The organism is Thermocrispum agreste DSM 44070, from assembly GCF_000427905.1.
GTDB lineage: Bacteria > Actinomycetota > Actinomycetes > Mycobacteriales > Pseudonocardiaceae > Thermocrispum > Thermocrispum agreste.
In genome coordinates, this window is sequence record NZ_KE386603.1 from 364,915 (window position 1) to 378,019 (window position 13,105).

Annotated in this window: 10 protein-coding genes; 3 read left to right on the forward strand and 7 right to left on the reverse strand. The window is 70.9% G+C overall.

Annotated elements, in window-relative coordinates:
• Nucleotides 1-23 precede the first annotated feature (23 nt).
• Complete coding sequence (locus tag YWY_RS0111790; RefSeq protein ID WP_051310175.1) at nt 24-410, reverse strand: STAS domain-containing protein; 387 nt, start codon at nt 408-410, stop codon at nt 24-26.
• Nucleotides 411-586: 176 nt separating this feature from the next.
• Here YWY_RS0111790 and YWY_RS23300 point away from each other — a divergent pair, with 176 nt between their 5' ends.
• Nucleotides 587-1,330 carry an ATP-binding protein gene (locus YWY_RS23300; RefSeq protein ID WP_051310176.1) on the forward strand — a complete coding sequence of 248 codons (744 nt, stop codon included), beginning with the start codon at nt 587-589 and terminating at the stop codon, nt 1,328-1,330.
• Between the two features lie 39 nt (nt 1,331-1,369).
• Here the strand turns inward: YWY_RS23300 and paaK are convergent, their stop codons facing one another.
• The 4 genes from paaK to YWY_RS0111815 form a co-directional block, all read right to left on the reverse strand.
• A complete protein-coding gene (gene paaK, locus YWY_RS0111800) occupies nt 1,370-2,662 on the reverse strand; it encodes a phenylacetate--CoA ligase PaaK (RefSeq protein WP_028847768.1) in 1,293 nt (430 codons plus the stop codon).
• 92 nt (nt 2,663-2,754) lie between these two features.
• Nucleotides 2,755-3,579 (reverse strand): SigB/SigF/SigG family RNA polymerase sigma factor, encoded by an 825-nt coding sequence (locus YWY_RS0111805; RefSeq protein WP_051310256.1) that lies wholly within the window; start codon nt 3,577-3,579, stop codon nt 2,755-2,757.
• Between the two features lie 687 nt (nt 3,580-4,266).
• Nucleotides 4,267-5,997, reverse strand: a complete 1,731-nt coding sequence (locus YWY_RS0111810; RefSeq protein WP_028847770.1) for a serine hydrolase domain-containing protein — start codon at nt 5,995-5,997, stop codon at nt 4,267-4,269.
• 4 nt (nt 5,998-6,001) lie between these two features.
• Nucleotides 6,002-7,291 carry an exo-beta-N-acetylmuramidase NamZ family protein gene (locus tag YWY_RS0111815; protein WP_028847771.1) on the reverse strand — a complete coding sequence of 430 codons (1,290 nt, stop codon included), beginning with the start codon at nt 7,289-7,291 and terminating at the stop codon, nt 6,002-6,004.
• Nucleotides 7,292-7,475: 184 nt separating this feature from the next.
• Between YWY_RS0111815 and YWY_RS0111820 the strand changes: the two genes are divergently transcribed.
• A complete protein-coding gene (locus tag YWY_RS0111820; RefSeq protein WP_038045035.1) occupies nt 7,476-8,651 on the forward strand; it encodes a winged helix DNA-binding domain-containing protein in 1,176 nt (391 codons plus the stop codon).
• Between the two features lie 192 nt (nt 8,652-8,843).
• On the opposite strand, the gene YWY_RS0111825 is transcribed toward YWY_RS0111820, so the two are convergent.
• Nucleotides 8,844-9,830: a 2-hydroxyacid dehydrogenase gene (locus YWY_RS0111825; protein WP_156899213.1), complete on the reverse strand. Its 987-nt coding sequence runs from the start codon at nt 9,828-9,830 to the stop codon at nt 8,844-8,846.
• A 32-nt stretch (nt 9,831-9,862) separates the two neighbouring features.
• On the reverse strand, nt 9,863-11,203 hold the full coding sequence (locus YWY_RS0111830; RefSeq protein ID WP_051310177.1) for an NCS2 family permease: 1,341 nt from the start codon (nt 11,201-11,203) through the stop codon (nt 9,863-9,865).
• A gap of 319 nt (nt 11,204-11,522) precedes the next feature.
• On the opposite strand from YWY_RS0111830, the gene aceB reads away from it, so the two are divergent.
• Nucleotides 11,523-13,100, forward strand: coding sequence for a malate synthase A (gene aceB, locus YWY_RS0111835; RefSeq protein WP_028847775.1), 1,578 nt, complete (start codon nt 11,523-11,525; stop codon nt 13,098-13,100).
• The last annotated feature ends 5 nt before the right edge of the window (nt 13,101-13,105 follow it).

The following is a 13,105-nucleotide window of genomic DNA, read 5'->3' on the forward strand; positions in this document are numbered from 1 at the left end:
CGCCACCGCCTTGCCTGGATCGGTCAATCGAGCAGGGCCAGTGCGTCGTCCACCGTCGGGCGGATGGTGAAGCTGTCGCTGATCCCGGTGACCTCGAACGGGCGCAGGGTGGCGTGCTTGCTGGCGACCAGGATCAGCCGGATGCCGTTGGCCTTGGCTTCTTCCGCGCTCTTCAGCAGGGCGGACAGTGCCGCGGAGCCGAGGAAACGTACATCGGTCAGGTCCAGCACGACCGCCTCGGCCGGTGGCTGCAGCGCCTCGTCGAGCCGCTCGGTGAGGGCGTCCGTGCTGAGCATGTCGAGCTCGCCGGACACGGTGAGGACGACGACGCCGTCGCGGCCGCTGTCCGCCGGCGCGATGGACACCAGCCGGGCCACGTCGGCGTCGGCGTTCGGCTCGGGCTTGCTCATGCCACCTCCAGGGTTGCCGAAACCCGACACTAGCCGTGGTTCGCCGCACCGCTCAAGGCGACGTCCCGGCCAGGCGTCATGCGGGGCGCGAGTTTGAAACTCTCGCCGGCTGGGAAACGTCTCATCGACCTCTACAATCGCCGTGTCCGACGACCCATTGACTGGAGCCCCCGCCCATGGTCACAGCGCAGCGCGACCCGTTGGACGTCCGGGTCGTGGCCGATCCGAGGCGGTTGGGCGAGCTACGGAATCGGCTCAACGGGTGGCTGGCCGACCGGGGCATCCCCGAGGAACTGGCCGACCGGGTGGTGCTGGCCGCCAACGAGGCGGCGACCAACGCCATCGTGCACGCCTACCGGGACACCGAACCGGGGCCGGTGCGGCTGCGTGCGGAAGCCGACGGCCGGTCGGTCGTGGTGACGGTCTCGGACGAGGGCACGTGGAAGCCTGCCCGCCCGGGCGCGGGCCCCGGCGGCCGTGGCGTGCTGATCATGCAGGAGTCCATGGACGACGTACGGATCGACCGCGGCACGCACGGCACGACGGTGACCCTGCGCGCTTCCGCGCAGCACGTCCCCGAGATCACCGACACGGTGGAGCCGGACGCCGAGCGTCACCGGTTGGACGTCCGCACTGTCGGCCAGACCACGGTGGCCCGGCTGCACGGTTCGGCGCACCCGGTGGCCGCCACGCACCTGCGCAGGCAGCTGCTGGCCGCCACCTGCGGCGGTGTCGTCCCGCTCGTGGTCGATCTGGCCGAGCTGGAGTCGGTTGACGGCGGGATCACCGAGGCGCTGCAGGCCGTGGCACACGCCGCGGACGGCGCCGGGGAGCGAGTGGTGGTGGTCGCCCCGACCGAAGCCGTCGCGCGGCGCTTGACCGGACTCAACGAGGCCCTGCAGATCGTGCGGGCGTCCTAGGCCCGGTGTGCGAGCCGGTGGCCGGCCGCAGGGGCCACGTCACGACCGGTCGCGCTTGTCCACCACCCGCCGCGCCTTGCCGATCGACCGTTCCAGCGTGTCCGGGTCGATCACCTCGGCCTGGACCGTCACACCGACGGACTCCTTGATCCGGGTGCGCAGCGTCTCGGCCGCCGCGTCCCGCCTGCCGACAGGCACGTCCGGCCTGCTCTCCACCCTCACGGTGAGCTCGTCCAGGTGGTTCTTGCTGGTCAGGACCAGCTGGAACTGCGGGGCCAGCTCGTCGATGCCCAGGATGATCTCCTCGATCTGGGTGGGGAAGACGTTCACGCCGCGCACGATGATCATGTCGTCGCTGCGGCCGGTGACCTTCTCCATGCGGCGCATCGCGGGACGGGCCGTGCCCGGCAGCAGCCGGGTCAAGTCCCTGGTGCGGTACCGGATCAGCGGCATGGCTTCCTTGGTCAGCGACGTGAAGACCAGCTCGCCGTGCTCGCCGTCGGGCAGCACCTCCTCGGTGACCGGATCGATGATCTCGGGATAGAAGTGGTCCTCCCAGATGTGCAGGCCGTCCTTGGTCTCCACGCACTCCTGGGACACGCCGGGGCCGATCACCTCGGACAGGCCGTAGATGTCCACCGCGTCCAGTCCAGCGCGGTTCTCGATCTCGGCGCGCATCTGCTCGGTCCACGGCTCGGCGCCGAAGATGCCCACCCGCAACGAGCTGGTCCTCGGGTCGATGCCTTGCCGCTCGAACTCCTCCAGCAGCGTGAGCATGTAGGAGGGGGTCACCATGATCACGTCCGGCCGCAGGTCGGTGATCAGCTGCACCTGCCGCGCGGTCATCCCGCCGGAAGCCGGGATGACCAGGCAGCCCAGCCGCTCGGCGCCGTAGTGCGCGCCGAGGCCGCCGGTGAACAGGCCGTAGCCGTAGGCGACGTGCACCTTGTCGCCGGGCCTGCCGCCCGCGGCCCGGATCGACCGGGCGACGACCTCCGCCCACGTGTCGATGTCGCGCTTGGTGTATCCGACCACCGTCGGCTTGCCCGTGGTTCCGCTGGAGGCGTGCACGCGGGCGAGCTGGTCCTGCGGCACGGCGAACATGCCGAACGGGTAGTTCTCCCGCAGGTCCTGCTTGGTGGTGAACGGGAAGTGGCGCAGGTCCTCCAGCGATCGGCAGTCCTTGGGGTGGACTCCGGTGGCGTCGAACGACTTCCGGTAGAACGGCACGTTGTCGTAGGCGTGCTGCAGGGTCCACTGCAGCCGCCGCAGTTGCAGCGCCCGCAATTCGTCGAGGCTGAGGCGTTCCGCTTCGTCGGCCAGCTTGTTCATGGTCCGCTAGTGTGCTCCGTCGGAGCCCTTCGCGGCCAGTGTCGGTTTCGCTCGATTTCGGTCGTGGTCGGCCGTTTCGGCTCGGAGCGGGGTCAGCCGCCGGGCCGGCCGCCGAGCTCGTGCCGCAACGCGGCCAGTGACCGGGCCAGCAGCCGGGAGACGTGCATCTGGGAGATGCCGACGGCGCGAGCGATCTGGCTCTGGGTCATGTGCCGGAAGAACCGCAGTGCGATGATCCGACGCTCCCGTTCGGGCAGCTTGCGCAGCGCGGGCCGGAGATATTCCGCGTCGTCCACGATGTCGAGCGCGTCGTCGGTCTCGCCGAGCTGTTCGCCGTAGCCGTCGGAAGTGTCGTCGTCCTTGCGCAGCGGCCGGTCCAGCGAGGCGGGTCGGTAGGCGGCCGCGGCCGCCAAGCCGTCCAGCACCTCGTCGCGGCTGATGCCCAGGTGCTCGGCCAGCTCGCTGGGGCGCGGCGAGCGACCCAGCCGGTCGGCCAGGTCGCCGCTCGCCCGGACCAGCTGCAGGTGCAGTTCCTTCATCCGGCGCGGCACCCGCATCGCCCAGGTGGCGTCACGGAAATGGCGCTGGACCTCGCCCTTGATGGTGGGCACCGCGAACGGCAGGAATCCGCGCCCGTAGTGCGGGTCGTAGCGGTCCACCGCGTTGATCAAGCCGATCGTGGCGACCTGCACCAGGTCGCTTTCCGGCTCCCCGCGGCCGGAGAACCGGCGGGCGATGTGTCGTGCCACGGGCAAGTGCTCGGCGATCAGGCGCTCCCGCAGCCGGGTGTGCTCCGCCGATCCTGCTGCCAGCGTGGTCAGCCGCTCGAACAGCGGGTCGAACCGGTCGTACTCGCCTTCCCGCCGCCCGGGATGCCGGGCGCGCACGCGGGGTGGTGCTGTCGTCGTGGAGTTCATGCGCGGTTCCTCCACCTGCCGCCTTCTCGGGTGCAGTTGCGTGTCGCGTGGCGGCTGGGTACTCAACCGCGCGGTCCAGCGTTCCAGAGACAGACAGGTTTGTCCAATGGCGAGACAAATCTGTCTCTGGTGTGGTGGAGTGCCTGGTCGGGGCGGGTGGCCAGGCCTGTCGTGGGCACGAGCGCCACGAGCGAGATGGGGCGATGCGTCCGTGGGTGCGGGTCGATTGCGCGGGCTGGTGCGCGACGTGGATGCCGGTCGTTGCGTGGGCTCGTGCGGCAACGTGGATGTCGGCCGTTTGCGTGCGCGTGGCGGCGACCTGGGTGTCGGTCGTTTGTGTGCGCGTGGCAGCGACCTGGGTGCGGGTCGTGTGCGCGGGCTGGTGCGCGAGTGGGTGTCGGCCGTTGCGTGGGCGCGTCACGTGCGCTCGCGCACAACGAGGTAGCACGTCGTGCCGACACCGCGAAGCAGCACGCTGCGGCGAGGCCAGGCGTGTGCGGCACGTTCACGATTGTGCCCTTGAGCTCCACCTGGCCCCCACCGGGCCGACGTGCGGCTGCGGTGCCGGCGGACCTGGCTGGACCGGCGGGTGATGTGTCGTTGCTCGACGACCTGCCGCCGGATCACATGGCGGGCGCGTGTCAGCGCCCGGCGGTCTGCCGTCTCGTGGCGCGAGACCCGCCGGGATCAGCGCTCGACGGCCCGCCAGCCGTCCGCGGTGAGCACTTCGGGGTGGCGCTCCGCGTCGAGCAGGACCTTCGGCCCGGCGGTCACCCGGATCCCGTCCACGAAGACGCCTCGGCCCGCCTCCGTCGCATCGGTCACCGACCGCCAGCGAACGATCCGGTCGCCGCCCTCGAGCTGGGCGCGGACTCGCATCCACCGGCGCTTGCCGCTGTCGGTGTACGACCCGTCAGTGTGCGTGGCCGTGCCCCGGTCGTACACCGTGAACGGCACGGGCGACCACGTCCGGCCCGAGTCGGTGGACGTCTCCAGGAACAGCGACTCGGTGGATTCCAGGTCGATGAACAGGTCGAAACCCAGTCGGGCACCGGTGGCCGGGACGGTCACCGGTGCGTCCAACGTGGCCGTGGTGTCGGGAGCGACACCGGAGAACCACGCGTCGCGGCCGTGCCGGGGACGCACGGCCAGCGCCTCCGCCAGCCCTTGTGCGACGTCGCGCCGGACCTGGTTGATGCTGCCCCTGGTGCGGGTCGGGTGGACCCGGTTGGTCAGCAGGATGGCGAACGAGCGCGACGGGAAGTCGATCACCAGCGAGGTCCCGGTGAAGCCGGTGTGGCCCGCGGTGCGCGGGCTGGCCAGCCCGGACATGTACCAGCGCTGGTTCAGCTCGAAGCCGAGGCCGTGGTCGTCGCCGGGGAACTCCGGCGTGAAGTTGGTGATCATCAGCTCCACGCTGCGCCGGGACAGGATCCGCTTGCCGCCGTAGCTGCCCCCGTTGAGCAGCGCCTGGGCCAGCACCGCCATGTCCCCGGCGGTGGAGAAGATGCCGGCGTGTCCCGCGACACCGCCCAGCGACCAGGCGTTCTCGTCGTGGACCTCGCCGTGCACCATGCCGCGCGGCGGCGTCGACTGGTACTCGGTGGCGGCGATCCGGTCGCGCAGCGTGGGACTCGGGTTGTAGCCGGTGTCGCGCATGCCGAGCGGGCCGGTGATGCCGTCGGCGACCAGGTCGTCCAGCGGCTTGCCGCTGACCCGCTCGGCCAGCACGCCGAGCGCGATCAGGTTCAGATCCGAGTACTCGTAGGCGGTGCCCGGCTCGGCGACCGGCTCGGCGGTCAGCGCGGCCCGCAGCCGGGACGGGACGTCCGGGTACTGCGACCACAGCGGCAGCCACGCGGGCAGGCCGGAGGTGTGGGTCAGCAGTTGCCGGACGGTCACGGCTTCCTTGCCGTTCTCGGCGAACTCCGGCACGTAACGGGCCACCGGGGCGTCCAGCTCGACCTTGCCCGCCTCCACCAGCTGCATCACCACGATCGAGGTGAACAGCTTGGACACCGACGCCATGTCGAAGATCGTGTCCGTGCGCATCGGCAGCCGCTCGTCCGCCGGCAGCTCGGTGCCCTCGCCGTCGGCGTAACGCAGCGCCCAGCCGGTGGCCTCCTTGGCGACGATCCTTCCCTGGTGGCCGAGCACCGTCACCGCGCCGGGCAGCAGCGGGAGTTCGCCGCCGGGCGCTTCGGTGGCGGCCCGGACCGCGGCCAGTGCCTTCTCGATCGGCTCCGGATCCAGCCCGACGGCCTCCGGTGGCGCTTCGGTGAGCGTGGTGTGTGCGGGCGAGAAGCCCGGAAGTGGTCTGTCGTATCGGCCGGCGTTCCCAGGGGCGGGCCCGGCTTGCGCCGTCGTCACGCCCAAGGCCATCGCCGCCACCACCATCAGCGCGAGTGTCTTGCGCATCGTGTCATCCCCGGTACAGCAGATAGGGCCGGCGCCGACGATCGAACTCCGCTTGCTCGTCGCGCCAGGCCGCGATGATCTCCTCCGCAGTGGCTCCGCCGTCGACCATGGTGCGGAACCGGTCCGACCCGGTGAGCAGGTCGATCCACCGCCCGTGCGGGGTGTCGCCAGCTCGCCAGTCGAAGGCATCGTAGAGCCGCTTCGCAGTGACGATCATGTGCGTGGCCACCGCGATCGCCTCGACCCGCCTGGGGTCGACGATGTGCACCTGGACACCCGCGCACACCTCACCGGCGTACTTGCTGAACGTCGGCGCGAAATAGGCCTCGCGGAACCGGACGCCGGGCAGCCCGAGCCGGTCCAGCTCGTGCGCCCAGCGGTAGTCCGCGTACGGTGCGCCGATCAGCTCGAACGGCCGGGTCGTGCCGCGGCCCTCGGACAGGTTGGTCGCCTCGAACAGGCACGTTCCCGGGTACAGCAGCGCGGTGTCCGGCGTCGGCATGTTCGGGCTGGGCAGGATCCACGGCAACCCGGTGTCGGCGTATCGCATGCTGCGCCGCCACCCGCGGACGCGGACCACGTCGAGCCTGCCGAGGCGGCCACCGGCGGTGTCCGGCAGCAGCTCGGCGTCGAAGAATCGGGCGAGCTCGCCGACCGTCATGCCGTGCTGCTGGAGGATCGGCTGCTTGCCGACCCCGGACTGGAAGCCCTCGCGCAGCATCGGCCCGCGGACGTCTCCGCCGATCGGATTGGGGCGGTCCAGCACCACGAACCGGATGTCCGACCCGACCGCGCCGGCCATCGCCTCGTACATCAGCCAAATGTAGGTGTAGAAGCGCGCTCCCACGTCCTGGATGTCGAACACCACGGTCTCCACCCCGGACTTGCGGTACAGCTCGGTGAACTTCGCCGCGGAGGCGCCGTAGGCGTCGTAGACCATGATCCCGGTGCGTGGGTCGACGTGGTCGCCCTCGCCGTCACCTGCCTGGCCGGTGCCGCGGAATCCGTGTTCCGGGCCGAACACGGCCACCACGTCGATCGAACCCGAGTCGTGCATCTGGTCGACGATGCTGGTCAGCGTCCCGGTGACACCGGTCGGATTGGTGATCACCCCGACCTTCTGGCCACGCAGGTCCGCCCAATCCTCGGCGGCCAGCACGTCGGCACCGGGCAGCACCCGGTGCTGGGGGCGGCCTGGTGGGCCCGCCGGGGCAGCGGTCGCCGCGCTCGCACTGGTGACGAGCGGGGTGGCTGCCGCACCAGCGGCTCCGGCCAGGAAGCTTCGACGTCTCATCCTTCTCTCTCCTCGGACGTCTCGGGCGCGGCCTGGTGGGCCGGCGCTCGACCGGGTAGCTCGCGGTGCCGGGGTGATCCGGCACAAGGAAGCTCTGCCATAGCGTGCTCGGTACCCGGTTCGTCGTCCAGCGTGTGGGAATTTTTCGTCCACCGTGTCGGGGGTGGGCCGTACCCTCGGCCCCATGTCCGACACCGTCGCCGCCGAAGACACCGCCGAGGTCTCGGCGGAACAGCTGACCCGCGCTTCGCTGAGCCGCCAGGTCCTGCTCGAGCGCGTGCCGCTCGCGGTCGAGGAAGCCGTGCGCCGGATGGTCGCGGTGCAGGCGCAGCAGCCGGAGTCGGTGTACGTGGGATTGGCGAGCAGGCTCAGCGACTTCGACCCGGCGGCCGTCGACCGGGCGTTCCAGCAGCGCACGCTGGTGAAAGCCACGCTGGTGCGCATCACGTTGCACGCCGCGCACCGAGACGACCATGCCACGCTGCGTGTGGCGGCGCTGCCCACCCTGCGGGGCGCCGCATTCGACAAGCGGTACTTCGAGACGGGGCGCGACCCTGCGGAAACGGACGCGTTGGTGCCTGCGCTGCTGGAGTTCGCGTCGAGCCCGCGAACGAGCACGGAGCTGCAGAAATGGCTCGCCGAACAGCTGGACGGCGAAGGGCATTCGCGGGTGTGGCGGGCGCTGCGCGCGATCGCGCCGCTGGTGCACGAGCCGACCGGAGGAGGCTGGTCGTTCGGTCAGCGTCCGGCCTACCGCGCCGCGGCCGACACGGCAGGCCCGGTGCGGGCGACCGCGGAGCAGTGTGCGGCAGCCCTGCGGGAGGTCGTTCCCCGATATCTGGCCGCGTTCGGCCCGGCAAGCGTCGCCGACATCGCGCAGTTCGCCCTGGTGCAGCGCAGCCGGGTCAAGGACGCCGTGCGGGCGCTCGGGGACCGGCTGGTGACCCTGCGCGGGCCGGACGGTGTCGTGCTGTACGACGTGCCCGGCGGGCGGATTCCCGCGCCGGACGAGCCGGCGCCCCCGCGGCTGCTGCCGATGTGGGACAACCTCCTGCTGGCCTACGCCGACCGCAGCCGGGTGATCCCGCCGGAGTTTCGCCAGGTGGTGACCCGGGTCAACGGCGACGTGCTGCCGACCCTGCTGGTGGATGGCAAGGTCGCGGGCGTCTGGCGCGTGCTGGACGGAACGGTGGAGGCGACCGCTTTCCGGCCGTTGACCAGGTCGGCGTGGCGAGGGCTGGCTGCCGAGGCCGAGCGGCTGATGCAGCTGCTCGGTGACCGGGAGCCCGCCATGTTCCAGCGTTACCACCACTGGTGGCGGCGGCTTCCCGATGGTGAGGTGCGCATCCTGGCCGGGTGAGCATCCCGGCCGGCTCCATCCGGAGGGGCCTGTCGGGCGCGGATCCGTTCCGGATGACGGTCGGGCCACCCCGGGGCGGCGCAGGACCGGTTCGGCTCACCGGTGACCGCCCTGACCGGTTCGGCTCACCGGCGGCCGCCCTGACCGGTCCGGGCGGAGACCGGCACATCCGGTGTCGGCCGCCGCCCCGGATCAGTTCGTCTCTGCGGGCTCGACCACCGGGTTGAGCAGCGTGCCGTCCTTCAGGAACTGTTCGAGGTTGGCTGCGGCGATGTCGGACATCGCCTTGCGGGTCTCCACCGTCCCACTGCCGACGTGCGGCAGCAGCATGACGTTGTCCAGCTCGCGCAGGCGCTCCGGCACATGGGGCTCGTTGGTGTAGACGTCCAGCCCGGCGCCGGCCAGCCCGCCGGTGGCCAGCAACTCGACCAGTGCTTCCTCGTCGATGACGCTCCCGCGGGAGACGTTGACCAGGTAGCCGTCGGGGCCGAGCGCGGTGAGCACCGAACGGTCGACCAGTCGTGCGGTTTCCGGGCCTCCCGTGACCGCCACGACCAGCACGTCCACCGCCTCGGCCAGCGCAACAGGAGAGTCGTAGTACGGGTAGCCGACGTCGGCGACGCGGCGCCGGTTGTGGTAGGCGATCCGGCAGCCGAACGGCTCCAGCCGCGCCGCGACCGCGCGGCCGATCCGGCCCAGGCCGAGGATGCCGACGCGGGTCCCGCCGACCTTGCGGGTGAGGCGGAACGGGCCCTCGGTCTCCCAGCGGCCTTGCCGTACGTACCGGTCCGCCGCGGCGAAGCCGCGCAGCGCGTCGAGCAGCAGCGCCACCGCCGTGTCGGCGACGCAGTCGGTCAGCACGTCTGGTGTGTTGCTGACTCCGATGCCGCGGCGCTCGGCTTGGGCGAGGTCGGTGGAGTCGCAGCCGGTGCCGAAGTTGATCACTGCGCGCAGGTTCGGCAGCGCCGCCATCAGCTCGCTGCCGACGCCGGTGAACGACGTCGTCACAGCCACGTGCACGGAGGCGGCGTGCTCGGCGAGAAACGCCTCGCGTTCTGCTCCGCCGGGGAGCACCAGCGGGTCGTGCTTGTCGACCACCGCCTGCAGCCACGGCGGCAACGGACCGACGGCCAGCACGCGGTCGCCACTGGACGATGCGTGGTGATCACCCGAAGACATGAAGCTCATTGTGGCCCGTGCTCACCCACCGCTCAGGCAAGCCAGATGAAGAACGCCACGACCACGGCGAACAGCACGTAGCCGACGGGGTGCACCTCCCGCCAGCGTCCGCGCGCGACCATCGTCAGCGGGTAGAAGAACAGACCGACGGCGATGCCGGTGGCCACCGAGTAGGTCAGCGGCATGGTGATGACGGCGAGGAAGACCGGAATGGCGAACTCGATCCTGGTCCAGTCGACCTCGCCGAGCCCGCGCGCCATCAGCACCCCGACGACGATCAAAGCCGGGGCGGTCACCGCAGGCGTGACGACACCCAGCAGCGGGGAGAAGAACAACGCGAGCAGGAACAGCACCGCGGTGGCCACCGAGGTCAGCCCGGTCCGGCCGCCCGCGGCCACGCCCGCGGACGATTCGACGTAGGCGGTGGTGGTGGAGGTGCCCAGGACCGCGCCGCCCATCGCAGCGACCGAGTCCGACACGAACGCAGCCCGCGCACGCGGCAGCTTGCCGTCCCGCAGCAAGCCCGCCTGGTTGGCGATGGCGATCAGCGTCCCGGAGGTGTCGAAGAAGTCGACGAACATCATGGTGGCGATGGCCACCAGCATCTGGCCGACGAACAGGTCGGGCAGGCTGGTGACCGCCTGGCCGAAGGTCGGCGCCAGGCTGGGCACGCCGGACACGATGCCGGACGGCGGCTCGATCACGCCGAAGATCACGCCCACCGCGCCGGTGAGCAGCATGCCGTAGAACACCGCTCCGCGCACGCCCTTGACCAGCAGGGCGGCGGTGGCCACCAGGCCGAACAGGGCGAGCACGGTGCTCGGCTTGCCCAGGTCGCCCAGGGCGACGAACGTCGACTCGTCCGCCACCACGATCTCGGCGTTGCGCAGCCCGATGAAGGCGATGAATGCGCCGATCCCCGCGCCGGTGGCCAGCTTGAGCGGCATCGGGATGGCGTTGATGATCGCTTCGCGCAGCCCGGTCAGCACCAGCACGAAGATCAGGAACCCGCTGACCAGCGTCCCGGCCAGCGCGGTCTGCCAGGGGATGCCGAAGCCTTGCACGACGGTGAACGCGAAGAAGGCGTTGACGCCCATGCCCGGCGCCAGGGCGATCGGGTAGCGCGCCCACAGGCCCATCACCAGCGTGCTCAGCGCCGCCGCCAGCCCGGTGGCGACGAACACCGCCTCCCGGTCCATGCCCGCCTCGCCCAGGATCTGCGGGTTGACGAACAGGATGTACCCCATCGCCAGGAAGGTGGTCAGGCCGGCGAGCAGTTCGCGCCCCACCGTGGTGCCGTGCTCGGACAGCCGGAAATAGCGGTCCAGCAGCCCGCCCTCGGACGTCCTGGTCTTCTGGTCGTTCACCGCCATGCCCACCTCCGCGAAAAGAACGGTGTCACCCTGCCAAGTGACGGACCGCGCGACAACACCTGGGACCTGTTCTGCGCTGTGATTTCGGCAATGCCGCGCGCCGCGAGGACGCGCGTCGGGTTGCCGGTGGCACGACGGCCGTGCTGGCGAACGCCCGCCGGACACGCGGAGCCGATCGACTGCGCCCTTCTTGGTGCCCGGCTTGCGGAGAACGTCCGCCGGACACGCGGAGCCGATCGCCGCAGCGCACGGACGGCCGGGTGGATGCGGGGTCTTCCGGCGCTTGCTTGCACCGCCGAACTGGGGTGGAGTGGAGGCCATGGCGGAGATTCAGGTTGTGGGACCACCGGTCGAGCGTGGCGAGGAGATCCTCACCGAGGAAGCGCTGGGATTCGTCGGCCATTTGCACGAGCAGTTCGCCAAGCGGCGCGACGAGCTGCTGGCCGCTCGGGTGCAGCGACGGCTGGAGGCGTCCCGCACCGGGCGACTGGACTTCCTGCCGTCCACGGCCGACGTGCGCGACGGCGAATGGCGGGTGGCGGAGGCGCCCGAGGCGCTGCGCGACCGCCGGGTGGAGATCACCGGCCCCACCGAGCGCAAGATGACCATCAACGCCTTGAACTCCGGGGCCAAGGTGTGGCTGGCGGACCTGGAGGACGCCAACACGCCGCACTGGCGCAATGTGGTCAGCGGGCAGGTCAACCTATACGACGCGGCCCGCAGGACGATCTCGCTGGAGACGCCGCAGAAGCGATACGAGCTGCGCACCGACGCCGAGCTGCCGACGGTGGTGGTGCGCCCGCGTGGCTGGCACCTGCCGGAGCGGCACCTGCTCGTCGACGGCAAGCCGGCGGCCGGCGCGCTGGTCGACTTCGGCCTGCACTTCTTCCACAACGCCGTCCACCTGGCCGAACGCGGCGAGGGGCCGTTCTACTACCTGCCGAAGATGGAGTCGCATCTGGAGGCGCGGCTGTGGAACGACGTGTTCACGTTCGCCCAGCGTGAGCTCGGCATCCCGCACGGCACGGTGCGCGCCACGGTGCTGATCGAAACCATCCCGGCGGCGTTCGAGATGGAGGAGATCCTCTACGAGCTGCGCGAACACGCCTCCGGGCTGAACGCGGGCCGCTGGGACTACCTGTTCAGCGTGATCAAGTACTTCCGGGACGCGGGGGAGAAGTTCGTGCTGCCGGACCGCAATGCGGTGACCATGACGGCGCCGTTCATGCGTGCCTACACCGAGCTGCTGGTGCGCACCTGCCACAAGCGCGGCGCCTACGCGATCGGCGGCATGGCCGCGTTCATCCCGAACCGGCGGGATCCGGAGGTCACCGAGCGGGCGCTGGCAAAGGTCCGCGACGACAAGACGCGCGAGGCCAACGACGGCTTCGACGGATCGTGGGTGGCGCACCCCGACCTGGTTCCGGTGTGCGCGGAGGTGTTCGACAGCGTGCTGGGGGACCGGCCGAACCAGCTCGACCGGCTACGCGAGGACGTTGCGGTCACCGCCGAACAGCTGCTCGACGTGGCGTCGACGCCGGGGGCGGCGACCGCGGCAGGCCTGCGCGGCGCGGTCGACGTCGGTGTGCGCTACATCGCCTCGTGGCTCGGCGGGAACGGGGCGGCGGCCATCCACAACCTGATGGAGGACGCCGCCACGGCGGAGATCTCCCGCTCGCAGATCTGGCAGTGGGTGAACAACGGCGTGCGGCTGGAGGACGGTACCGAGGTCACCGCGAAGCTGGTGCGGGACGTGCTCGCCGATGTGCGTGCCGAGCTGGCGGACGAGGTGCCCGCCGAGCTGCTTGGCCCGGCCGCGGAGCTGTTCGAGCAGGTCGCGCTCGCGGACGAGTTCGTCGATTTCCTGACGCTGCCTGCCTACGAGCGCATCGACTGACCGGG

Coding starts and splice junctions, on each gene's coding strand:
- paaK (WP_028847768.1), bottom strand. CDS start 2,662: ATGAACAAGCTGGCCGACGAAGCGGAACGCCTCAGCCTCGACGAATTG.
- YWY_RS23300 (WP_051310176.1), top strand. CDS start 587: ATGGTCACAGCGCAGCGCGACCCGTTGGACGTCCGGGTCGTGGCCGAT.
- YWY_RS0111825 (WP_156899213.1), bottom strand. CDS start 9,830: ATGTCTTCGGGTGATCACCACGCATCGTCCAGTGGCGACCGCGTGCTG.
- aceB (WP_028847775.1), top strand. CDS start 11,523: ATGGCGGAGATTCAGGTTGTGGGACCACCGGTCGAGCGTGGCGAGGAG.
- YWY_RS0111790 (WP_051310175.1), bottom strand. CDS start 410: ATGAGCAAGCCCGAGCCGAACGCCGACGCCGACGTGGCCCGGCTGGTG.
- YWY_RS0111830 (WP_051310177.1), bottom strand. CDS start 11,203: ATGGCGGTGAACGACCAGAAGACCAGGACGTCCGAGGGCGGGCTGCTG.
- YWY_RS0111820 (WP_038045035.1), top strand. CDS start 7,476: ATGTCCGACACCGTCGCCGCCGAAGACACCGCCGAGGTCTCGGCGGAA.
- YWY_RS0111805 (WP_051310256.1), bottom strand. CDS start 3,579: ATGAACTCCACGACGACAGCACCACCCCGCGTGCGCGCCCGGCATCCC.
- YWY_RS0111810 (WP_028847770.1), bottom strand. CDS start 5,997: ATGCGCAAGACACTCGCGCTGATGGTGGTGGCGGCGATGGCCTTGGGC.
- YWY_RS0111815 (WP_028847771.1), bottom strand. CDS start 7,291: ATGAGACGTCGAAGCTTCCTGGCCGGAGCCGCTGGTGCGGCAGCCACC.